A 19,523-nucleotide genomic window follows, 5' to 3' on the forward strand; every position below is an offset into this window, starting at 1 on the left:
CAGCCGATCATGGGAAATCTCTTTATCGTCATGGCCGGCGGCGCGATCGGCGCCGGCTTGCGACATCTCTTCGGGCGCTGGACGCTCACGACCTTTGGCCCCGGCTATCCCTGGGGGACGCTGGGCGTCAACCTGATCGGCGGGCTGGCGATGGGGCTGCTGGTCGGCATCCTCGCCCGGAGTGGCGGCAACGAACAGGTGCGGCTGGCACTGGGCGTCGGGGTGCTGGGCGGGTTCACGACCTTTTCCGCCTTTTCGCTCGATCTGGTCAACATGATCGAACGCGGTGCACTGGCCCAGGGGCTGGGCTATGCGTTGCTGTCGGTGATCGGTGCAGGCGTCGCGCTGTTCGCCGGCCTTTCGATGACACGGGGTGCGGCATGAGCGACAACGACGTTCGGCAATTCACGGTCGGGGCCGACGACGACGGCATCCGGCTGGACCGCTGGTTCAAGCGGCATCTGCCCGACACCAGCTTCAACATCGTGTCGCGCTGGGCCCGCACTGGGCAGCTGCGCATCGATGGCGGGCGTGCCCAGCCTGGTGCGCGCCTGAGCGCCGGCCAGGTACTACGCGTGCCGCCGCCCGAATCGGCGATCGTGGCGCAACCCAAGCCCAAGGCCGAGCGCGCGCCGCTGTCGGCAGAACAGACCGCGTTCGCGCAAGAGATGGTCATCCACCGCGACAAACAGGCGATCGTGCTGAACAAGCCGCCGGGCCTTGCGACACAGGGCGGGACCAAGACCCACGACCATGTCGACGGGCTGCTCGACGCGCTGCAATTCGATGGCGAGAGCCGGCCGAAGCTGGTCCACCGGCTGGACAAGGACACGTCGGGCGCACTGCTGATCGCGCGCACCGCGCGGGCGGCGGCGTTCTTTGCCAAGTCGTTTTCGGGGCGGACGGCCAAGAAGGTCTATTGGGCGCTGGTCGTCGGCATTCCCGATATCTCGGACGGCATCATCGACCTGCCGATCGCCAAACAGCCGGGCACCGGCGGCGAGAAAATGCATGTCGACGAGGAGGAGGGCCAGCCCGCCCGGTCGCGCTACCGCGTGATCGAACGGGTCGGCAATCGCGCCGCCTGGGTCGAGTTGCAGCCGTTCACCGGGCGCACCCACCAGCTGCGCGTACACATGTCGGCGATCGGCCACCCGATCGTCGGCGACGGCAAATATGGCGGGCAGGCCGCCTTCCTGACCGGCGGGGTCAGCCGCAAGATGCACCTGCACGCGCGCCGCATCCGCATCGACCATCCCGATGGCGGACAGGTCGACGTGACCGCCGAACTGCCGCCGCACTTTGCCGAGAGCATCGAGCTGCTGGGCTTCGACATGAGCCTCGGCAATGCCATGATCGATGATGCGCCGCCGCCGGTGACCAAGGCCGACCTGAAGGCCAAGGCGAAGGCGCACGCCAAGAATTATCGCAAGGAACGGCGCGGCGAACGGCGGTCGCGGGGCCAGCGCGACTGATGCACCCCGACGCGACCTTTCGGATGGGCGAGGATGCGGCACGGGCGTTCGTCCAGGACGAAGGGTTCGGCATGCTGTTCGCGACCACGCCCGACGGCCCGCGCGTGGCACAGGTGCCGGTGGTGTCGATGGCGGATGGCACGCTGCGGTTCCATCTGGGGCGGCGCAATGCGATGACGCCGCATCTGGCGGGGGCGACCGCGCTGTTCGTGGCGCAGGGACCGCACGCCTATATCTCGCCGCGCTGGTACGACACCGGGCCGGATGCGGTGCCGACCTGGAACTATGTGTCGGTCGAGGTGGAGGGCATCGTCCAGCCGATCGACCGCGCAGGGTTGCGCGAACAGGTCGACGCGATGGCCGACAAGTACGAAGCCGAACCAAAATGGTCGGTTGCCGCCATGGACCCGCGAAAGGCGGAAGGGTTGTTCGGCGCGATCACCGGCTTCGAACTGATCCCGACCGCGTGGCGCGGCACCACCAAGCTGGGCCAGAACAAGCCGGCCGAGGTGCGCGATCGCGTCGCCCTAGCGCTGGGCGACCATCCGCTGGCGGCATGGACGCGCGACGCATGACCCGCCTCGCCGTGTTCGATTGCGACGGGACGCTGGCCGATGGGCAGGCGAATATCTGTCTCGCGATGGCGCTTGCCTTTGCCGATGCGGGGCTGGCCGAACCCGACCCGCGCGACGTGCGGCGGATCGTGGGATTGAGCCTGCCGCAAGCCGTCGCGATGCTGGTGCCCGACAGCGATGCCGACCTGCACGACGCGGTGGCGGAAGGATATAAGCGCCATTTCAGGGCGATGCGTACCGATGGGCGGCTGGCCGAGGAGCCGCTGTTCCCCGGTATCGCCGATGCGCTGACCGCGCTGCGCGACGGCGGATGGACGCTGGGGGTGGCGACCGGCAAGTCGGATCGCGGGCTGGCGCTGCTGCTCGACCATCATGGCCTCACCCGGCATTTCACGACGCTGCAGACCGCCGACCGCCACCCGTCGAAGCCGCATCCGGCGATGCTCTATGCCGCAATGACGGAAGCGAACGCCCAGCCCGAAGCGACGGTGATGATCGGCGATACCGGGTTCGACATGGCGATGGCCGTCGCGGCGGGGACGCGGGCGGTCGGTGTCAGCTGGGGCTATCACGACCGCGATACGCTGATCGCCGCCGGCGCACACCGGATGTGCGACGATGCCGCCCTGCTCCCTGCCCTGCTGGACCTGCCATGACCCCTGACCAAACCGCCCGCAACCGCTGGCTCGCGCTGGTCGCGATCCGCATCGCCACCGCGATGGGCGCGGTGTTCGGCCTGATCGTGCTGGCCCGCGCCCCCGATACCGCGATGCGGGTGCTGGGCGCGGCGATCGTGTTGTCGGCGCTCTATGCCATGGCGGTGGTCCCGCGTGGGCTGACCGCGAAGTGGCGCAGCAAGTGAAGCGTTTCTGGCAGGACGTTGCGGTTACGGGCGAAGGCGGCATCACGCTCGACGGACGGCCGGTGCGTACGCCGGGGCGGCTGCCGCTGGTCGTGCCGTTACCCGCACTGGGCGAGGCGATTGCCGACGAATGGCGCGCGGTGGGCGAGACGATCGACCCGCGCGCGATGCCGCTGACCGGACTCGCCAACGCCGCGATCGAACGGATCGCCCCCGACGCCCCGACCTTTGCCGGCGGTATCGCGGTGTATGGCGGCAGCGACCTGCTGTGCTACCGCGCCGAACCGGGGCCGCTGGCGGAGCGGCAGGCAGCGGCGTGGGACCCGGTGCTCGACTGGGCGCGCGGGCGGTACGGCGTCGATTTCACCATCACCGATGGCGTGATGCCGGTCGAACAGCCGCCGCGAACGCTGGCTCGGCTGCGCGAGGCGGTGGTCGCGCTGTCGCCGTGGACGCTGGCGCCGCTGTCGCCGATCGTATCGCTGACGGGATCGCTGCTGCTGGGGCTGGCGTTGGTCGAGCGCGCGATCGATGCCGATGCCGCGTGGGCCGCGACCCATGTCGACGAGGACTGGCAGATCGAGCAATGGGGCGAAGACACGCTGGCCGCCCAAACCCGTGCCGTGCACGCGGCGGAATATCGCGCGGCGATCCGCTTCCTCGACCTTATCCGCGCCTGACCGGGCCGCACGACCCGCCGATCGACAGCGACAGCGTGGTCGATAGCGGCGCGTCGTCGGCCACCCCCTCGATCCGGTCGATCAGCCGCGTCGTGACCGCCGCCGCCATATCGGCGATCGGGCGATGCACCGTGGTCAGCGCCGGGGTCAGCATCCGTGCCAGCATGCTGCCGTCGAACCCGACCACCGACAGGTCGCCCGGCACGGCCATCTCCAGACCGGCGGCGACCTTCAGCACCGCCGCCGCCATTACGTCGTTCGCGGCGAAGATCGCCGTCGGGTGCGGATCGGATGCCAGCAGCCGGGTCGCCGCCGCCACGCCGCTGTCGAAGCCGTAATCCCCCTCCGCCATATCGGCGAGCGACAGGCCATGGCGGGCCAGCCCGGCGACGAATCCGGCGCGCCGTTCCTGTGCGGAGGGGGCGCCGGCAGGACCGGACAGGAGCGCGATGCGGCGATGGCCGAGCGCCACCAGATGGTCGGCCACCCCTTGCGCCGCACCCCGCTCATCGGACACCAGCACCGCGCAATAGCCCGCGAGTGCCACCGAAGAGAGCGCGACCGCCGGTACCCCCATTCGGCCAAGGGCATCGGCCACGCCGTCGATCGCCGACACCGGCGGCACGACGACCATGCCATCGACCCGCGACCGGCCCGCGAAATCGAGGACGTCGGCCACCGGATCGCCACCACCCGGTGCGACCGGATGGACCACCAGTTCATAGCCGCGCCCCGCCGCCGCGCCGACGATTCCACGCTGCAGCGGATCGAGCACCAGCGCATTGCGATCGTTATGCACCAGCCCGAGCAGGAACGACCGCCCGGTCGCCAGCCCGCGCGCCCGCGCGCTGGGGCGGAATTGCAGTGCGGCGACCACCGCCTCCACCTGCTCACGCGTGGCGGCATTGACCAGCGGCGACCGGTTGAGCACGCGCGACACGGTGCGGATCGACACGCCCGCGCGCGCCGCGACATCGGCGATGGTCGTCATGCGCCGCGGCTGGGCAGGAAAACGACATGCGGGGCGGAGACTGCCTCGGCCGTCTCCGCCCCGACATGGTTCGGCGACGCGGTGCCCGAGGGAGCGAACCACCGCATCGTCTGGATCATCGGCAACCGGCATCTCCTGTCCTGCTCACGCAAGGCATAGGCGATGCCGGTCGCCGCTGTCGAACGGTCAGGCGAGCGTCAGGCCTACATCGACATTGCCGCGCGTCGCGTTGGAATAGGGGCAGATGCCGTGCGCGGTATCGACCAGCGCCTGTGCCTGCTGCGGATCGACGCCGGGCACCGACACCTTCAGGTCGGCGGTGATGCCGAACCCGCCGAGCGCGCGCGGGCCGATGCCGACGGTCGCGGTGACGGCAACGTCGTTCGGCACCTTGATGCCCAACTGCTGCCCGGCGACCTTCATCGCGCCGATGAAGCAGGCGGCATAGCCCGCCGCGAACAGCTGCTCGGGGTTGCTGCCGTCACCGCCGGCCCCGCCCAGTTCGCGCGGGGTCGACAGCTTGACGTCGAATTGGCCGTCCTCGCTGCGCGCATGGCCGTCACGACCGCCGGTGGCGGTGGCGGTGGTGCTGTACTTGACGTCGACGGACATGGCGGATGCTCCATTTATTTATCGCGATAACGATTTAGGCTGCCGTACCATGATTGTCCAGAATTATTTATCGCGACAATCATTCATGCTATGCCCGCCGCATGGACACCCCCCTGCCCCTCGACGAACAGCTGTGCTTCTCGCTCTATGCCGCGACGATCGCGATCAACCGGACGTACAAGCCGATGCTCGACCGGATGGGTATCACCTATCCCCAGTTCCTCGTCCTGCTGACGCTGAGCGAGTCGGACGAAGGGCTGACCATCGGAGCGATCGCCGAGCGGTTGTCGCTGGAGCCGAGCACGATCACCCCGCTCGCCAAGCGGATGGAGGCTGCCGGGCTGGTCGTGCGTGCGCGCAATCCGGAGGACGAGCGGCAGGTACGCGTCCGGCTGACCGAGGCGGGCCGCACCCGCTGGGCGGAGACCGGGTGCCTTGCCCCGACCGTTGTCGCCCGCAGCGGCATGACGCCCGACCGGCTGATCGCGCTGAATGCAGAGGTGACCGCGCTGCGCCGCGCGCTGGACGAAGCGCTCGGCTGATTCCCCCTTGGCGGGGAAGCCATTGGAACATATATCGAACGCATGGCGCAGCTCGACACCCGTGCGAAACTGGCGATCCTGGCCGATGCGGCCAAGTATGACGCGTCGTGTGCGTCGTCGGGCACCGCCAAGCGCAATTCGCGCGACGGGAAAGGGGTCGGATCGACCGAGGGCATGGGCATCTGCCATGCCTATGCGCCCGATGGCCGCTGTATCTCGCTGCTGAAAATCCTGCTGACCAACAGCTGCATCTTCGACTGTCATTACTGCATCAACCGCAAGTCGTCGAACGTCCGCCGCGCGCGCTTCACCGCGCAGGAGGTCGTCGCGCTGACGCTTAATTTCTATCGGCGAAACTATATCGAGGGGCTGTTCCTCTCGTCGGGGATCATCGGGTCCTCCAACTACACGATGGAGCAGATCGTCGAGGTCGCGCGGTCGCTGCGCGAGGATCACGACTTTCGCGGCTATATCCACCTGAAGACCATTCCCGATGCCGATCCCGAGCTGGTGCATCTGGCCGGGGTCTATGCCGACCGGGTGTCGATCAATGTCGAACTGCCGACGACCGGGGGCCTGAAACGCCTCGCCCCCGAAAAATCCGCGCCGCAGATCGAGGGAGCGATGGGCAACGTCGCCCATGCCATCGCCGACGGTCGCGACGCGCGCAAACGCTATAAGTCCGCGCCGAAATTCGCGCCGGCGGGGCAGTCGACGCAGATGATCGTCGGTGCCGATTCGGCGACCGACCGCGATATCGTGGGCAAGGCGTCGACGCTGTACGACCGCTATGCCCTGCGCCGCGTCTATTATTCGGCGTTCAGCCCGATCCCCGAGGCGTCCTCCGTCCTGCCGCTGCAACGCCCGCCGCTGATGCGCGAACATCGGCTGTACCAGTCGGACTGGCTGATGCGCCTCTATGACTATCGAGCGGACGAGGTGCGCGCGGCGGCGGACGATGCGACGGGGATGCTGCCGCTCGACATCGATCCCAAGCTCGCCTGGGCGCTGAAGTTCCGCGACCGCTTTCCGGTCGATGTGAACCGCGCCCCGCGCGAGATGCTGCTGCGGGTGCCGGGGCTGGGGGTGAAGGCGGTGAGCGCGATCCTGTCGGCGCGGCGCTGGCGGCGGCTGGCGCTGGCCGATGTCGCGCGGCTGACGGTGTCGGTGGCGAAGGTGCGGCCGTTCCTGATCGCCGACGACTGGCGGCCGGTGGTGCTGGCGGATCGCGCCGACCTGCGCCCGGTGGTGGCGCCCAAGAAGGCAGACCAGTTCGAGCTGTTCGGCTGAGGCTGCAAATCCCTCGCAAGAGAAACCTCCACCCGCCGTCGCCGTTGGTTGGGCCGAACCAGCAAAGGAATTTCCCAATGGCCGACGCCCGCATCTATGCCGACCTGAAGGCCGATCACGATCGGCATCGCGACCTGTTGAAGCGGATCGACGCAGCCAAGGGCGACGAACGCGCCGAACTGTTCGAGGAATTCCGCGTCGAGGTATCGGCCCACGCCGCCGCCGAAGAGGAAGCGCTCTACGCCACGATGCTCGCCAATCCCGACCTGCGCGACGAGGCGCGGCATTCGGTGTCGGAGCACAAGGAAATCGACGACTATCTGGGCGAGATCGCCAAGCTCGACACCGGCAGCAACGAGTGGAACGAGCGCTTTGCCGAGATGCGCCACCGCTACGAACATCATATCGACGAGGAAGAGGAAGAGATGTTCCCCGCCGCCGCCAAGGAACTGGACGACGCCGAGGAAGCACGCATCGCCAAGGTGTTCGAGGATCGCAAGCCCAAGGAACTGGCGATCGCCGAGTCTTCGGAAGCGGGCGATGATCGCGACTGACGCCTGATGCGGGTTGCGGCGCTGGCGGCGGCCGATGATTTCGACGGGTGGCGCGATGCCGCCCGCAGCCTTGCCGCGCAGCGCGTTTCCCCGGCGGAGGTGGTGTGGCAGGTCGGCGACCTGCCCACCGACCTGTTCGCCGACGAGGCGATCGTCGCCAGCGACGCCCCCGCCCCCCGTGTGCCGCGCGCGTTCATCGATCTGGCACGTACGGTGGCAATGCATGCCGACCCGGCGCGGTTCGCACTGCTCTATGCCATGCTCGTCCGCCTGATCGCCGAGCCGCGACTGATCGACGACAAGGCCGATCCGGCGATGCGGCGGCTGGAGGAGATGGCCAAGGCGGTGCGCCGCGACATCCACAAGATGCGCGCCTTCCTGCGGTTTCGCGAGGTCGAGGAGGCGAACGGCACCCGCTTCGTCGCGTGGTTCGAGCCCGAGCATCACATCGTCCGCCATAACGGCCGGTTTTTCGTCGACCGGTTCGCGGCGATGCGCTGGTCGATCCTGACGCCCGAGGTGTCGCTGCACTGGGACGGCGAAACCCTATCCGAAGGGCCGGGAGCGACCAAGGCGGATGCGCCCGACGGCGATCCGGTCGAGGAAATGTGGAAGACCTATTACGCGTCGATCTTCAATCCCGCCCGGCTGAAGACCGGCGCGATGCTGAAGGAGATGCCGCGCAAATATTGGAAGAACATGCCCGAAACCGCGCTCGTCCCGGCGCTGATCGCGGGCGCACAGGCACGCGAGGCGGCAATGATCGAGACGGCACGGGCGGCCCCCGGCGGCAACAGCGAGGGTGCTTGGGCAGCGCTGCGCGAGGAAGCGAAGGGGTGCCAGCGCTGCCCGCTATGGCAACCGGCGACGCAGACGGTGTTCGGCGAAGGGCCGGTCGATGCCGAAATGATGGTCGTCGGCGAACAACCTGGCGATCAGGAGGACCTGGCCGGGCGGCCGTTCGTCGGCCCGGCGGGGCAAGTGTTCGACCGGGCGATGGCCGAGGCCGGAATCGACCGGTCGCGGGTCTATGTCACCAACGCGGTCAAGCATTTCAAGTTCGAGCTGCGGGGCAAGCGGCGCATCCATGCCAAGCCCGGCGTGGGCGAGATCGATGCCTGTCGTTGGTGGATCGAACAGGAGCGCGGCATCCTGCGCCCGCGCATGACGGTGGCGCTGGGCGCGACGGCGGCGCGGTCGCTGACCGGCAAGACGGTGACGATTTCGCGCGAACGCGGCCGGGTGCTGACGCTGGCCGATGGCGGAGCGGCGTGGATCACGGTGCATCCGAGCTATCTGTTGCGGCTGCCGGATAAAGCCCAGGCGGAGGAGGAGTTTGCGCGCTTCGTCGAGGATCTGAAGGGCGCGCGGGCGGCGATGGTTTGAGGCCAAAGTTCACGAAGTTCACACTCGCCGCGGTTTCGTGACGCGGCTGGATTGGGGTCGTTCACGGCGGGAGTGCCTCTCTCCCGTCACCCCGGGCTTGACCCGGGGTCCCGCTTTTTTACCTACCGTTGAGAAGAAGCGGGACCCCGGATCAAGTCCGGGGTGACGGGTGCAGAGACTGATCTGACATGCAAACAATGCAGGTGAAGAAGGACTCACAAGGTAGCGGCCCCGGCCCCTGTAGGAAAATCATTCCGGCTTGGCGTGCCACCACGGCTCCGCCTGCGGCAGGGTGATCGCGTCGTGGTGCGCGGGGTCTTCGGCAATGGAGCGCAGGCGGTCGAGGTCCTCGGGTGTGTCGATGTCGATCAGTTCGGCGGGCGTCGTCACGACGTGGCGACCGGCGCGGACCAGATCGCGGGCGCCGGCATCGCCCTCCAGCGACTCCAGAAAGTCGAAGCGGCCAGCACCGAACACGGCGGGGGGGCACGGCTTCGTCCCGTCGCTCGACGCAACCACCGCTTGCTGGTCGTCGCGTGCGGTGTCGAGCAGGCGATAGACATGGGCGGCGGTGATGCGCGGCATGTCGGCCAGTGCGATGACGACGCCCTTCGCCCCCATCGCCCGCGCCGCGCGGGCCCCGAGCTGCACCGAGCGCGACATGCCCGCCGCCGGATCGTCGTTGACGATGACGTCGTAGCCGCGCGAGGCGAAGTCGAGCTTCGTCCCGTCGATCACCGCGATCCGGCCGAGAAACGGAATCGCCTCCAGCGCGGTGACGACATGATAGGCGACCGGCTTGTGCAGGAATTCCTGTGCCAACTTGTCCGCATCGCCGAAACGCTGCGAGCGCCCCGCCGCCAGCAGGATCAGGACGGTATCTTCAGCGCGCATGGAAGCTCCTTACCATTGCCGCCGCGATCGACAGCGCGATTTCCGAAGGACCGATTGCCCCGATGTCCAGCCCGACCGGCCCGTCGATCCGCTCCAGCCCGGCGGCCCCGGTGGCGGCGAGGCGTTCGAGGCGGGCGGCATGGCTGCGCCGTGACCCCAACGCGCCAATATAGGCGGCGGGGGTTTTCAGCGCCTCGATCAGCGCGGGGTCGTCGATCTTGATGTCGTGGCTGAGCGTCACGACAGCGGTGGCGGCGTCGGGTTTGAGCGCCTGTACCGCCTCGTCCGGCCAGCGATCGTCGAGGGTGACGCCGGGAAAGCGTTCCTCGGTCAGAAAACGCGCGCGCGGGTCGATGACGGTGGTGGCGATGCCCAGCTCGCGCGCCATGCCGGCCAGCCCCTGCGCAATCTGCACCGCGCCGATAATCAGCAGCCGGCGCGGCGGGTCGTAGCGGTTGGCAAAGGCACCTTCGACCGCGCCGATGGTCGTGCGGCCGGTGGTGCGGTCGGTCGACAGGGTGATCGGCTGGCCCTCCGCCCCGGCACCGGCGATCGCGTCGAACAGCGCGGGGTCGAAACCGTCTGCGTCGACGCGCTGGACCATCACCTCGATCTCGCCACCGCAGGGCAAGCCGACTTCCCATGCGGCGGCATCGGCCACGCCGTAGCGTTTGATAACGAACGGCGCGCCGGCGATCACCTCGGCCGCGGTGGCGAGGATGTCGCTTTCGACGCAGCCGCCCGACACCGATCCTTCGAACCGACCGTCCTGATGGACCAGCATATGGCTACCGCGCGGACGCGGGGCGGACCCCCAGGTCGAGGTGACCGTCGCCAGTGCGAGCGGCGCGCCGGCCCAGTCGCGGGCGGCGGTCAGGATGGTGTCGTTATCGGCCATGATGCTCCGATGATGGGGGATTTTGGACGTGGTGGCCAGAGGGGGTGACTGCACCAATTGCCGTACCCCCGCGCAGGCGGGGGTCCAGAACCGCATATACAAACGTTGCGGGCTGTACCCTGGACCCCCGCCTGCGCGGGGGTACGGAAGCATTGCGGACAGGCGTCAGATCACATCCAGCACCAGCCCGCGCGCCTTGGCTTCCTCGGCACCGATATACCAGTTGGCCGGGGCCTTCTGGACCAGTTCCTCGAACGGCACCTGCGATCCGGCGACGATGGCACGAAAGCCCTCTTCCTCGATCTCGACCGAGGTTTCGATCTCGTGCAGCTTGGCCTTGAGCGTCGCGACCAGCATCTTGAGCGGACCCGACAGTTCGATGGTGCTGGTCATCTGCCGCTCGTGCAGCATCAGCCGCGTGCCCTTGGTCAGGAAGCGCTTGTTGACCGGGAAGGCCGACATGAAGGTCGACCCGGCGGAATAGACCGCGACCTTGCCCAGAAACAGCGCCTCGCGCCCGGTATAGTCGCGCAGCAGGCGGATATCGTCGCCCATCGCGCGGGCGACTTCCGGGTCACCCCCCAGCGTCGAGATCGACACGACCAGCGGGCCGTCGGCGGGGGCGGCCAGGACCTGGTTGCGGAAGCTCTCGTACATCGCATGGTCGACCGGGCCGGCGAGATGGACGTGCGGGCGGGCGAGCAGCGGATAGTCGTTGATGTCGGTGTCGGGCATGGCGGGCGTTCCCTCTGGCGCAGTCGGCGGCGGTAACCGGAGGGAACGGGGGTTGGTTCCGGTTTTCTGCAGGAATTGATCCGTTGAGCCTGGAAAGGCTTTGCAGACCGGTCCACCCCGTCACCCCGGACTTGATCCGGGGCGACGTTTGAGGCGCTGTTGGGATCGAATCACTAGCGGTTGACCCAAGCGCCCTGACCGCACCCTCGCGAAACGGAAAGGGGCGACCGGTTCCCACCGATCGCCCCTTCCCTAACCCGCTGAAAGCAGGATCAGTATACCCGCTTCTTCGGCTTGATATACTCGATCTCGTCGGTGAGCGTGTAATCGTGCACCGGGCGATAATCGATCGCCGTCGCGCCGCCCTTGCCGCCCCAGCCGTCGAAGGTCGCGATGGTGTGCTTCATCCAGTTGGCGTCGTCGCGATCGGGGAAATCCTCATTCACGTGCGCGCCGCGGCTTTCCTTGCGGTTCTGCGCCGACTTCATCGTCACCATCGCCTGCGCAAGCAGGTTATCGAGTTCGAGCGTCTCGACCAGATCGGTGTTCCAGATCAGCGACCGGTCGGTGACGTTCACATCGGCGAACGACTGGTAGATGGCGTCCATCATCGTGACGCCTTCGTTCAGCAGCGCGTCGTCGCGGAACACGGCGCAGTGCTTCTGCATCGTCTTCTGCATGTCGAGACGGATTTGCGCGGTCGGCTTGCCACCGCTCGCGTTGCGGAACCGGTCGAGACGGGCGAGCGCGAGGTCGGCCGAGTCGCCGGGCAGCGGCTTGTGCGGGGTGTTGGGCTTCAAGGTTTCCTTGAGGCGCAGGCCCGTCGCACGGCCGAACACGACCAGATCGATCAGCGAGTTGGAGCCGAGGCGGTTGGCGCCGTGCACCGACACGCAGGCCGCTTCGCCGACCGCAAACAGGCCGGGGACGACCGCATCGGGGTTGCCGTCGCGGTTGGTGACGACCTCGCCATGATAGTTACACGGGATGCCGCCCATATTGTAGTGGACGGTCGGGGTCACCGGCAGCGGCTGGCGCGTCAGGTCGACACCGGCAAAGATCTTGCCGGTTTCGGTGATGCCCGGCAGGCGTTCGGCCAGCACCTTCGGATCGATATGGTCGAGGTGCAGGAAGATATGGTCGCCGTCCTTGCCGACGCCGCGCCCTTCGCGCATTTCCATCGCCATCGACCGCGATACGACGTCGCGCGACGCCAGATCCTTGGCCGAGGGGGCGTAGCGTTCCATGAACCGCTCGCCATCCTTGTTGGTCAGATACCCGCCCTCGCCGCGCGCACCCTCGGTGATGAGGACGCCTGCGCCGTAGATGCCGGTCGGGTGGAACTGGACGAACTCCATGTCCTGCAAGGGCAGGCCGGCGCGCAGCACCATGCCGCCGCCGTCGCCGGTGCAGCTATGCGCGGAGGTCGCCGAGAAATAGCAGCGGCCGTAACCGCCGGTCGCCAGCACCACCGAATGCGCGCGGAAGCGGTGGATCGAGCCGTCTTCCATGCACAGCGCGATCACGCCCCGGCAGACCTTTTCTCCATTGGCGCCATCTTCCATGATGAGGTCGAGCGCGAAATATTCGATGAAGAAGTCAGCGTCATACTTCAGCGACTGCTGGTACAGCGCGTGCAGCATGGCGTGGCCGGTACGGTCGGCGGCGGCGCAGGTGCGCTGCACCGGGGGACCTTCGCCCATATTCTGCATGTGCCCGCCGAAGGGACGCTGATAGATCGTCCCATCGTCGTTGCGGCTGAACGGCACGCCGGCATGTTCCAGCTCGATCACCGCCGCCGGGGCTTCGCGGACCATGTATTCGATCGCGTCCTGGTCGCCGAGCCAGTCGGAGCCCTTGACGGTATCGTACATGTGCCACGACCAGTGGTCGGGCGAGTTGTTGCCGAGCGAGGCGGCGATGCCGCCCTGTGCCGCGACGGTGTGCGACCGGGTCGGAAACACCTTGGTGATGCAGGCGGTCTTCAGACCGGCCTCGGCGCTGCCCATCGTCGCGCGGAGGCCAGAGCCGCCCGCGCCGATGACGACGACGTCATAGGTGTGGTCGATGATCTTGTAAGCGTCGGTGGCCATTATGCGGGCGTCCCGGTGAAAGCGGTACGGAGGATCGAGAAGGCGGCAAGCAGCCAGCCCGCGCCATAGACGAGGTTCAGCACGACCAGCGCGACGACGCGCGTTTCGTCATGCTGATAATCCTCGATCACGGTCTGCAGGCCCATCTTGGCATGGTAGAAGACCGAGGTCGCGAGCAGGATCAGCGGCACCGCGCCCCATGCCGACGACACCCAGGCATAGACGGTGTCGTAATCGTAGGACGGCAGCAGCGCGAGCGACAGCACGAACCACACCATCAGGACGAGGTTCGCGAACGCGGTCAGCCGCTGATGCCAGAAATGATGCGCGCCGGCTTTAGCCGACCCCAGGCCGCGTACGCGGCCGATGCTGGTTCCGTTACCCATCAGTGCTTCCCCACCAGCAGCCAAGCCCACAGCGCGGCAGTCGCGCAGGCGGCGAAGACGATCGTCGCGACCGCGCTCTGGCGGTTGCCCTTCAGTTCGAAATTGGCGCCGATATCCATGAAGAAATGGCGGATGCCGTTGCCGATATGCTGGAACAGCGCGAAGCTGAGCCCGATGCCGAACAGGTAGCCGACCGGCGCAAACGGCCCGGTGAACCACGACAGGAACCGTGCATAGCTGTCCTCGCCACCCGACAGCGCGGCCAGCCACCACACGAACAGCGCAAGGCCGACCGTGCCCATGGCGACGCCGGTCGCACGGTGCAGGATCGACACCAGCATGTTCGGACCCCAGCGCCAGACCTGCAGGTGGGGCGATACGGGACGGGATTTGGGGCGGACCATGGCCAAGTCGGACATTCCTCAAGACAGCGCGCGCAGCCACGTCGGGCAGATGCGGATTTCCAGCGATTGTGGCCTATCTACGCACCCGCCCCGCCGATGCAAGTCCGCTTGCACGAAAGGGTGGCCTCGCACGGTTTGGCACCGCGCATGCGGCCCGTGGTCAACCGACTGTTAACGCCTGCACGTTACCCCGGATGGCAGAGGTGTCCGCCGTGCCAGTTGCGGATGCCGCCGAACAGGGGAAGCGAATCGTGGGGACCAGGAAGCTGCCGGCGCCGGAAAGCGTGAGCCGGACGATCGATCTGCAAGAACGCCTGCGCCTGTTCAACATCACCGCCGACGACGTGGCCGCCGCGCGCGAATTGTGGACCGTCATCGAACCGCATGCGCGCGAAGTCGCCGCGGCGCACTTTACCCAGTCGCAAAAGGTCGGCGGGGCGAACAGCATGCACCGCAATTACGACCGGATGATCGAACTGGGCGTCGCCTATCTGCGCAACCGCTTCACCAACCTGACCGGCCTCGCCTGGGTCGAATCGTGCGAGCGCACCGTCGCCAGCGCGTTCGAGGCCGATGTCGCATTGACCGCGATCCTGTCGATGGGGGATGCCGGGGCGCGCTCGCTGCTCGACGTGCTGCGCCGGGGGATCACCGACGAAGCGGCGTTCCGCTATGCCGCCGAATTGCTGTTCCGGCTGCGCTCGCTGGAATGCGAAGTGTTCGTGTCGCTCTACAACGCCTATTTCCAGTTCGACCTGCAGGATTCGCGCGAGCGGCTGGCGCATGAGTTCCGCGACAATATCGGCGCGACGGTCGAACGCGCGAGCCGCGAGAGCGACACGCTGCGCATCCATGCCGGCCGCACCTCCGCCAATATCCGCGGCATGCTGGGCAAGGCATCCGAAGTCGCCGCCGCCGCCGAACAGTCGGCGGTCGCCATGCGGGAAGCAGCCGCCACCTCCGCCGGGCTGATCCGCGCGATCGAGGATGCCCGCATGGAAGTCGAAGCCGCCGCCGAGATCGCGACCCGCGCGTCGGAACAGGCCGGCACCGCCGTCGGCATGTCCGAAGCGCTGTCGGACCATGCGAAATCGATCGAATCGATCCTGGGCCTGATCCGCGATATCGCCGGGCAGACCAACCTGCTGGCGCTGAACGCCACGATCGAGGCGGCGCGTGCGGGCGATGCCGGGCGCGGCTTTGCCGTAGTGGCGCAGGAGGTGAAAAGCCTCGCCAGCCAGACCGCGCGCGCCACCGACGACATCGCCGCCAAGATCGCCGCGATCCAGGCCGCGACGCGGTCGACTGTCGAAACCAACGCATCGATCCGCGCGACCGTCAGCGAGGTGCAGGAAAGCGCCAACCGCATCCGCAGTGCGATGGAGGTGCAGGCACAGACCGTCACCGCGATCACGGCGGCTGTGGACGAAACCGCGCTGGCCGCCGATTCGATGTCGTCGACCATCGCCGCGATCCGCGAGGATACCGAAACGGTCGCGTCGGAAATCGACCGGGTGGGCGACGGCTTCACCTCGCTCGACAGCGAACTGGGCGCGCTGAAGGCCAGCGCCACCGATTTCGTCGGCAAGGTCGCGGCATAAGGCCAGCCCTGCTATCCCCGGACCTGGTCCGGGGTTCCGCGCCCTACGGACAGCACCCAAGGCGCGGGACCCCGGATCAGGTCCGGGGACGGTGCATCGATCGCGATGCCCCGCCACTGCACATGCATTGAATGTGCCCCCGCCCGCGCCTACACCGCGCGGCCATGGCATTTTCGACCCTGACGGCTCTCGCGCGATGAGCTGGAAACTCACCCTCCCCTGCACCCGCGCCGAAGCGGAGGCGATCGATGCGGCCGAGGATTTTGGCATCGATCCGGCGCCCGTGCTGATGACCACCGAAACGGTCGAGGACGATACCGAGACGTGGCGGCTGGACGCCTATTTCGAGGCGGAGCCGGATGCCGATGCCATCGCCACGATCGCTGCACTGGTGCCGAGCGCTGCCGGCACGCGCCCCGAGATCGAGGCGCTGGGCGATGAGGACTGGGTGACGATGAGCCAGGCGGGGCTGGAGCCGCTGCATGTCGGGCGCTTCTTCGTCCACACCGCAGCCCATGCCGATGCGGTACCGGCGGGGGCGCGGGCGTTCCTGATCGATGCCGGGCGCGCGTTCGGTACAGGGCATCACGAAACGACCAGCGGGTGCCTGGCGATGCTCGACCGGCTGGCGGGCACGGCGTTTACCAACGCCATCGACCTGGGCACCGGGACCGGGCTGCTCGCCTTTGCCGCGCGCGAGCTGTGGCCGGCGGCGCGGGTGATCGCGACCGATATCGATCCGGTGGCGATCGATGTGACCGCCGACAATGCGCGGATCAATGCGGTCGAGGGCGTCGAGCTGGTGGTCGCCGATGGCGCGCTGTCCGATGCGATTACCGCCACTGCGCCCTATGACCTGTTGATCGCCAACATCCTGGCCGGGCCGCTGATGTCGATGGCGCCCGAGGTGGCGGCGATCGCTGCGCCCGGAGCGACGATCGTGCTGGCGGGCCTGCTGGAGACGCAGCGGGACGATGTGGTCGCGGCCTATGCGGCGTGCAGCTGTTCGCTCGAAGAGGTCGACCGGCGGGGCGACTGGAGCGTGCTGCGGCTGGTGGCAGGGGCGGAACGCTTCGTGCCGACCGCGCCGATCGATCCGAAGGGGCGCGACGGCTGGGCTTTGGACCTCTGATCCTGCCCGCTCGCGGGGAGGGGGACCGCCGCGTAGCGGTGGTGGAGGGGGTTGGCCGCGCACCGCAACCGTTGTGGACGCCGATACCCCCCTCCACCAGCTTCGCTGGTCCCCCTCCCCGTGCCAGGGAGGATCTCAGAGTTTGGACCTCGCGTAATCCTGCGTGCCATGCGTCACCACCGCGTCCTCGGGCAGCACTTCGTCGACCGCGATTGCGCGTTCGTCGCGGATCGCATCGTACACCGGCGCGAAGTCGGTCTCGACGGTCAGGCGCAGCAGTTCGTCGAAGCTCGGGATGACGAAATAGGTCTGCTGGAAATCGTCGATGCGGTAATCGGTGCGCATCACGCGGGCGAGGTCGAGCATGATCCGGTTCGGGCTGGGGTCGTCGAGCGAAAAGCGGGTTTCCGCCGCGCTCGACACGATGCCCGCACCATAGATGCGCAAGCCGTCGGCCTCCTGCACCAGCCCGAATTCGACCGTGTACCAGTAGAGCCGCGCCAGATGCTTGAGCGATCCCAGCTCGAGCGCGCGCAGGCCGCCACGGCCATAGGCCGCGAGATAGTCGGCGAACACCGGATCGGCGAGCATCGGCACATGGCCGAACACGTCGTGGAAGACGTCGGGTTCCTGCAGATAGTCGAGCTGGTCGGGGCGGCGGATGAAATTGCCGGCGACAAAGCGGCGGTTGGCCATGTGGGTGAAGAACACGTCGTCGGGCACCAGCCCCGGCACCGCGACCACGCGCCAGCCGGTCAGCGCCTCCAGCCGATCCGACAGTTCCTCGAAATCGGGGATGCCCGATTCGGAGAGTTTCAGCGCGTCCAGCCCGCGCAGGAACGCATCGGACGCGCGACCGGGCAGTAGCGCCATCTGTCGCGCGTACAGCGTGTCCCATGTCGCGTGATCTTCGGCGCTATAGGCGTCCCAACCCTGCGGGATGGTCCAGTCGGCATTGGCCCCTGCGGGCGGGCGGTCGAGTACATGGGTTTCGCTTGCCATCCGTAAATAGTAGCATGGGAAACGATGCGACGGAAATGGCTGCGCCGAATTGCGGGTATGGTGGGTGCGGTCGTGCTGGTCGTGCTGCTCTATGCCTTTGTCGGGCTGGTCGGCGGGGCGATTCCGGCCGGGGGTGCGCCCGCGCCGACGCAGGGCGTCCGCATCTATGTCGAGGATAACGGCATCCATACCGGCATCGTCCTGCCCAAGCATGCCGCCGGGGTTTCGTTCGACGATCTGGTACGGGCGGACGATCTTGCCGATCCGCGCTATGCGGGGCATGACTGGCTGTCGATCGGCTGGGGCGAGCGGAATTTTTATCTCGGCACGCCGACCTGGGCCGATGTGAAGCCCGCGACCATCGCCGCCGCCGCGATCGGCAGCGACGCGGTGGTGCTGCATGTCGGGCATCTGCCGGAGCCGGTGGGCGAGCCGGGCGTTTATCCGGTGATGCTGACCCCCGACCAATATCGCCGACTGGTGACCGCGATCCGGGCGAGCTTTGCCGCGCGCACCGATCCGGTCCACGGCTATGGCCCATCCGACGCCTTTTACGTCGCGCGCGGGCGGTACAGCGCGGTCGAGACGTGCAATGCGTGGACCGGGCGGATGCTGCGCGCGGCGGGCGTGCCGATGGGGCAGTGGACGCCGTTCCCGATCACGGTGACGTCGTGGCTGTAGAGACCCTGCCCCCGCCCCCGCTCGGCCAGTTTCTGATCGAGACGCCGCGCGCCGCGCTGGCGCTGGCCGGGGTGCCGTTCGGGTGGCGGCAGGCGCTCTCCGGCGTACCGCGCGCGCAAGGTGAGCCGGTGCTGTTGCTGCCGGGGCTGTTCAACAGCGACCGGTCGATGACGATCATGGCGCGCTATCTGCGCGACCTGGGGCACGCCCCGCATGGCTGGGGGCTGGGGCGCAATTTCGGGCAGCGCAGCATCGGCGTGGACGGCGCCGCGCTGATCGATCGGATCGATGCGGTGGCGCAGGCCGCCGGGCGGCCGGTGGCGCTGGTCGGGGTCAGCATGGGCGGGATCATGGCACGGTTCGTGGCGCATCGCCGCCCCGACCTGATCGAACAGGTGGTGACGGTCGCCAGCCCCTATGCCGGGCCGGCGCGGTCGACGCGGGTATGGCGGCTGTACGAATGGATCAGCGGCGAATCGGTCGACGATCCCGCCGTGCTGGCGCTGGCCGAGGAAGTGCGTCGGCCGCTGACCGTCCCCGCGACCGCGATCTGGAGCGCCAGCGACGGGCTGGTCAACGGGATGGGCTGTCATGTGCCGGGCGAACCGGGCTGCCGCGCGGTCGAGGTAGTGAGCAGCCATTACGGCGTGCAGACCCGGCTGATCGTGCTGCGCGCGGTGGCGGAGGCGCTGGCTGGGAATCGGTAAGCGGGCACTCACCACATACACTA

Annotated in this window: 24 protein-coding genes; 14 read left to right on the forward strand and 10 right to left on the reverse strand. The window is 67.8% G+C overall.

The window, feature by feature from the left end; translation table 11 throughout:
• The first annotated feature begins 9 nt into the window (after window positions 1-9).
• From ASE67_RS13370 to ASE67_RS13395, 6 genes are read left to right on the forward strand one after another with little or no spacing between them, the layout of a single operon-like run.
• The gene (locus tag ASE67_RS13370) at window positions 10-384 is read left to right on the forward strand and encodes a CrcB family protein (RefSeq protein ID WP_200922227.1); all 375 of its coding nucleotides are present in this window, start codon (window positions 10-12) and stop codon (window positions 382-384) included.
• Window positions 381-1,475, forward strand: coding sequence for an RluA family pseudouridine synthase (locus ASE67_RS13375; RefSeq protein ID WP_055762243.1), 1,095 nt, complete (start codon window positions 381-383; stop codon window positions 1,473-1,475). The genes ASE67_RS13370 and ASE67_RS13375 overlap by 4 nt, the downstream gene beginning before the upstream one ends.
• Complete coding sequence (locus ASE67_RS13380) at window positions 1,475-2,050, forward strand: FMN-binding negative transcriptional regulator (RefSeq protein WP_055762247.1); 576 nt, start codon at window positions 1,475-1,477, stop codon at window positions 2,048-2,050. Before ASE67_RS13375 ends, ASE67_RS13380 begins: the two co-directional genes overlap by 1 nt.
• Window positions 2,047-2,706 carry an HAD-IA family hydrolase gene (locus tag ASE67_RS13385; protein ID WP_055762909.1) on the forward strand — a complete coding sequence of 220 codons (660 nt, stop codon included), beginning with the start codon at window positions 2,047-2,049 and terminating at the stop codon, window positions 2,704-2,706. Before ASE67_RS13380 ends, ASE67_RS13385 begins: the two co-directional genes overlap by 4 nt.
• Window positions 2,703-2,912 carry a hypothetical protein gene (locus ASE67_RS13390; RefSeq protein ID WP_055762250.1) on the forward strand — a complete coding sequence of 70 codons (210 nt, stop codon included), beginning with the start codon at window positions 2,703-2,705 and terminating at the stop codon, window positions 2,910-2,912. The genes ASE67_RS13385 and ASE67_RS13390 overlap by 4 nt, the downstream gene beginning before the upstream one ends.
• Window positions 2,909-3,592: an ATP12 family chaperone protein gene (locus ASE67_RS13395; protein ID WP_055762255.1), complete on the forward strand. Its 684-nt coding sequence runs from the start codon at window positions 2,909-2,911 to the stop codon at window positions 3,590-3,592. Before ASE67_RS13390 ends, ASE67_RS13395 begins: the two co-directional genes overlap by 4 nt.
• Here the strand turns inward: ASE67_RS13395 and ASE67_RS13400 are convergent.
• From ASE67_RS13400 to ASE67_RS13405, 3 genes are all read right to left on the reverse strand, one after another.
• Window positions 3,579-4,583: a LacI family DNA-binding transcriptional regulator gene (locus ASE67_RS13400; RefSeq protein ID WP_055762258.1), complete on the reverse strand. Its 1,005-nt coding sequence runs from the start codon at window positions 4,581-4,583 to the stop codon at window positions 3,579-3,581. The two genes, ASE67_RS13395 and ASE67_RS13400, sit on opposite strands and share 14 nt — an antisense overlap.
• A complete protein-coding gene (locus ASE67_RS18750; protein ID WP_268795376.1) occupies window positions 4,580-4,702 on the reverse strand; it encodes a hypothetical protein in 123 nt (40 codons plus the stop codon). The genes ASE67_RS13400 and ASE67_RS18750 overlap by 4 nt, the downstream gene beginning before the upstream one ends.
• Before the next feature lie 67 nt (window positions 4,703-4,769).
• The gene (locus ASE67_RS13405; protein ID WP_055762261.1) at window positions 4,770-5,195 is read right to left on the reverse strand and encodes an organic hydroperoxide resistance protein; all 426 of its coding nucleotides are present in this window, start codon (window positions 5,193-5,195) and stop codon (window positions 4,770-4,772) included.
• 101 nt (window positions 5,196-5,296) lie between these two features.
• On the opposite strand from ASE67_RS13405, the gene ASE67_RS13410 reads away from it, so the two are divergent.
• The 4 genes from ASE67_RS13410 (at window position 5,297) to ASE67_RS13425 (ending at window position 8,967) form a co-directional block, all read left to right on the forward strand.
• Window positions 5,297-5,737: a MarR family winged helix-turn-helix transcriptional regulator gene (locus ASE67_RS13410; RefSeq protein WP_055762264.1), complete on the forward strand. Its 441-nt coding sequence runs from the start codon at window positions 5,297-5,299 to the stop codon at window positions 5,735-5,737.
• A 42-nt stretch (window positions 5,738-5,779) separates the two neighbouring features.
• Window positions 5,780-7,027 (forward strand): putative DNA modification/repair radical SAM protein, encoded by a 1,248-nt coding sequence (locus tag ASE67_RS13415; RefSeq protein WP_055762266.1) that lies wholly within the window; start codon window positions 5,780-5,782, stop codon window positions 7,025-7,027.
• A gap of 77 nt (window positions 7,028-7,104) precedes the next feature.
• A complete protein-coding gene (locus ASE67_RS13420) occupies window positions 7,105-7,581 on the forward strand; it encodes a hemerythrin domain-containing protein (RefSeq protein WP_055762270.1) in 477 nt (158 codons plus the stop codon).
• A gap of 6 nt (window positions 7,582-7,587) precedes the next feature.
• Window positions 7,588-8,967, forward strand: coding sequence for a UdgX family uracil-DNA binding protein (locus tag ASE67_RS13425; RefSeq protein ID WP_055762273.1), 1,380 nt, complete (start codon window positions 7,588-7,590; stop codon window positions 8,965-8,967).
• A gap of 249 nt (window positions 8,968-9,216) precedes the next feature.
• On the opposite strand, the gene ASE67_RS13430 is transcribed toward ASE67_RS13425, so the two are convergent.
• The 6 genes from ASE67_RS13430 to sdhC all read right to left on the reverse strand — a co-directional run bounded on the left by ASE67_RS13430 (window position 9,217) and on the right by sdhC (window position 14,377).
• Complete coding sequence (locus ASE67_RS13430) at window positions 9,217-9,861, reverse strand: nucleotidyltransferase family protein (protein ID WP_055762276.1); 645 nt, start codon at window positions 9,859-9,861, stop codon at window positions 9,217-9,219.
• Complete coding sequence (locus ASE67_RS13435; RefSeq protein WP_055762280.1) at window positions 9,851-10,759, reverse strand: XdhC family protein; 909 nt, start codon at window positions 10,757-10,759, stop codon at window positions 9,851-9,853. Before ASE67_RS13435 ends, ASE67_RS13430 begins: the two co-directional genes overlap by 11 nt.
• A 165-nt stretch (window positions 10,760-10,924) precedes the next feature.
• Entirely contained in the window at window positions 10,925-11,494 is a 570-nt protein-coding gene (locus ASE67_RS13440; protein ID WP_055762284.1) for an ATP-dependent Clp protease proteolytic subunit, read from the reverse strand.
• Between the two features lie 272 nt (window positions 11,495-11,766).
• Window positions 11,767-13,587, reverse strand: coding sequence for a succinate dehydrogenase flavoprotein subunit (sdhA, locus tag ASE67_RS13445; protein WP_055762287.1), 1,821 nt, complete (start codon window positions 13,585-13,587; stop codon window positions 11,767-11,769).
• Complete coding sequence (sdhD, locus tag ASE67_RS13450; protein WP_055762288.1) at window positions 13,587-13,973, reverse strand: succinate dehydrogenase, hydrophobic membrane anchor protein; 387 nt, start codon at window positions 13,971-13,973, stop codon at window positions 13,587-13,589. The genes sdhA and sdhD overlap by 1 nt, the downstream gene beginning before the upstream one ends.
• Window positions 13,973-14,377, reverse strand: coding sequence for a succinate dehydrogenase, cytochrome b556 subunit (gene sdhC / locus ASE67_RS13455; RefSeq protein ID WP_200922235.1), 405 nt, complete (start codon window positions 14,375-14,377; stop codon window positions 13,973-13,975). The genes sdhD and sdhC overlap by 1 nt, the downstream gene beginning before the upstream one ends.
• Before the next feature lie 266 nt (window positions 14,378-14,643).
• Here sdhC and ASE67_RS13460 point away from each other — a divergent pair, with 266 nt between their 5' ends.
• Both ASE67_RS13460 and ASE67_RS13465 read left to right on the forward strand, forming a co-directional pair.
• Entirely contained in the window at window positions 14,644-15,978 is a 1,335-nt protein-coding gene (locus ASE67_RS13460; protein ID WP_055762915.1) for a methyl-accepting chemotaxis protein, read from the forward strand.
• Window positions 15,979-16,174: 196 nt separating this feature from the next.
• Window positions 16,175-17,110 carry a 50S ribosomal protein L11 methyltransferase gene (locus tag ASE67_RS13465; RefSeq protein ID WP_055762291.1) on the forward strand — a complete coding sequence of 312 codons (936 nt, stop codon included), beginning with the start codon at window positions 16,175-16,177 and terminating at the stop codon, window positions 17,108-17,110.
• 135 nt (window positions 17,111-17,245) lie between these two features.
• Here ASE67_RS13465 and phhA read toward each other — a convergent pair whose 3' ends face one another.
• Window positions 17,246-18,112 (reverse strand): phenylalanine 4-monooxygenase, encoded by an 867-nt coding sequence (phhA, locus tag ASE67_RS13470; RefSeq protein ID WP_055762295.1) that lies wholly within the window; start codon window positions 18,110-18,112, stop codon window positions 17,246-17,248.
• Window positions 18,113-18,136: 24 nt separating this feature from the next.
• Here phhA and ASE67_RS13475 point away from each other — a divergent pair, with 24 nt between their 5' ends.
• Both ASE67_RS13475 and ASE67_RS13480 read left to right on the forward strand, forming a co-directional pair.
• Window positions 18,137-18,793, forward strand: a complete 657-nt coding sequence (locus tag ASE67_RS13475) for a TIGR02117 family protein (protein WP_235511908.1) — start codon at window positions 18,137-18,139, stop codon at window positions 18,791-18,793.
• Window positions 18,784-19,500 (forward strand): esterase/lipase family protein, encoded by a 717-nt coding sequence (locus ASE67_RS13480; RefSeq protein WP_235511909.1) that lies wholly within the window; start codon window positions 18,784-18,786, stop codon window positions 19,498-19,500. The genes ASE67_RS13475 and ASE67_RS13480 overlap by 10 nt, the downstream gene beginning before the upstream one ends.
• Window positions 19,501-19,523: the final 23 nt, after the last annotated feature.

The organism is Sphingomonas sp. Leaf23, assembly GCF_001421585.1.
GTDB lineage: Bacteria > Pseudomonadota > Alphaproteobacteria > Sphingomonadales > Sphingomonadaceae > Sphingomonas.

Bases quoted from the DNA above. Each gene is read 5' to 3' on its own strand.
- ASE67_RS13370 (WP_200922227.1), top strand. From the start codon at position 10: ATGGGAAATCTCTTTATCGTCATGGCCGGCGGCGCGATCGGCGCCGGC.
- ASE67_RS13425 (WP_055762273.1), top strand. From the start codon at position 7,588: ATGCGGGTTGCGGCGCTGGCGGCGGCCGATGATTTCGACGGGTGGCGC.
- phhA (WP_055762295.1), bottom strand. From the start codon at position 18,112: ATGGCAAGCGAAACCCATGTACTCGACCGCCCGCCCGCAGGGGCCAAT.
- ASE67_RS13390 (WP_055762250.1), top strand. From the start codon at position 2,703: ATGACCCCTGACCAAACCGCCCGCAACCGCTGGCTCGCGCTGGTCGCG.
- sdhA (WP_055762287.1), bottom strand. From the start codon at position 13,587: ATGGCCACCGACGCTTACAAGATCATCGACCACACCTATGACGTCGTC.
- ASE67_RS13410 (WP_055762264.1), top strand. From the start codon at position 5,297: ATGGACACCCCCCTGCCCCTCGACGAACAGCTGTGCTTCTCGCTCTAT.
- ASE67_RS13440 (WP_055762284.1), bottom strand. From the start codon at position 11,494: ATGCCCGACACCGACATCAACGACTATCCGCTGCTCGCCCGCCCGCAC.
- ASE67_RS13400 (WP_055762258.1), bottom strand. From the start codon at position 4,583: ATGACGACCATCGCCGATGTCGCGGCGCGCGCGGGCGTGTCGATCCGC.
- ASE67_RS13385 (WP_055762909.1), top strand. From the start codon at position 2,047: ATGACCCGCCTCGCCGTGTTCGATTGCGACGGGACGCTGGCCGATGGG.
- ASE67_RS13380 (WP_055762247.1), top strand. From the start codon at position 1,475: ATGCACCCCGACGCGACCTTTCGGATGGGCGAGGATGCGGCACGGGCG.
- ASE67_RS13375 (WP_055762243.1), top strand. From the start codon at position 381: ATGAGCGACAACGACGTTCGGCAATTCACGGTCGGGGCCGACGACGAC.
- ASE67_RS18750 (WP_268795376.1), bottom strand. From the start codon at position 4,702: ATGATCCAGACGATGCGGTGGTTCGCTCCCTCGGGCACCGCGTCGCCG.
- ASE67_RS13475 (WP_235511908.1), top strand. From the start codon at position 18,137: ATGCGACGGAAATGGCTGCGCCGAATTGCGGGTATGGTGGGTGCGGTC.
- ASE67_RS13465 (WP_055762291.1), top strand. From the start codon at position 16,175: ATGAGCTGGAAACTCACCCTCCCCTGCACCCGCGCCGAAGCGGAGGCG.
- sdhC (WP_200922235.1), bottom strand. From the start codon at position 14,377: ATGGTCCGCCCCAAATCCCGTCCCGTATCGCCCCACCTGCAGGTCTGG.
- ASE67_RS13430 (WP_055762276.1), bottom strand. From the start codon at position 9,861: ATGCGCGCTGAAGATACCGTCCTGATCCTGCTGGCGGCGGGGCGCTCG.
- ASE67_RS13420 (WP_055762270.1), top strand. From the start codon at position 7,105: ATGGCCGACGCCCGCATCTATGCCGACCTGAAGGCCGATCACGATCGG.
- ASE67_RS13435 (WP_055762280.1), bottom strand. From the start codon at position 10,759: ATGGCCGATAACGACACCATCCTGACCGCCGCCCGCGACTGGGCCGGC.
- sdhD (WP_055762288.1), bottom strand. From the start codon at position 13,973: ATGGGTAACGGAACCAGCATCGGCCGCGTACGCGGCCTGGGGTCGGCT.
- ASE67_RS13415 (WP_055762266.1), top strand. From the start codon at position 5,780: ATGGCGCAGCTCGACACCCGTGCGAAACTGGCGATCCTGGCCGATGCG.
- ASE67_RS13405 (WP_055762261.1), bottom strand. From the start codon at position 5,195: ATGTCCGTCGACGTCAAGTACAGCACCACCGCCACCGCCACCGGCGGT.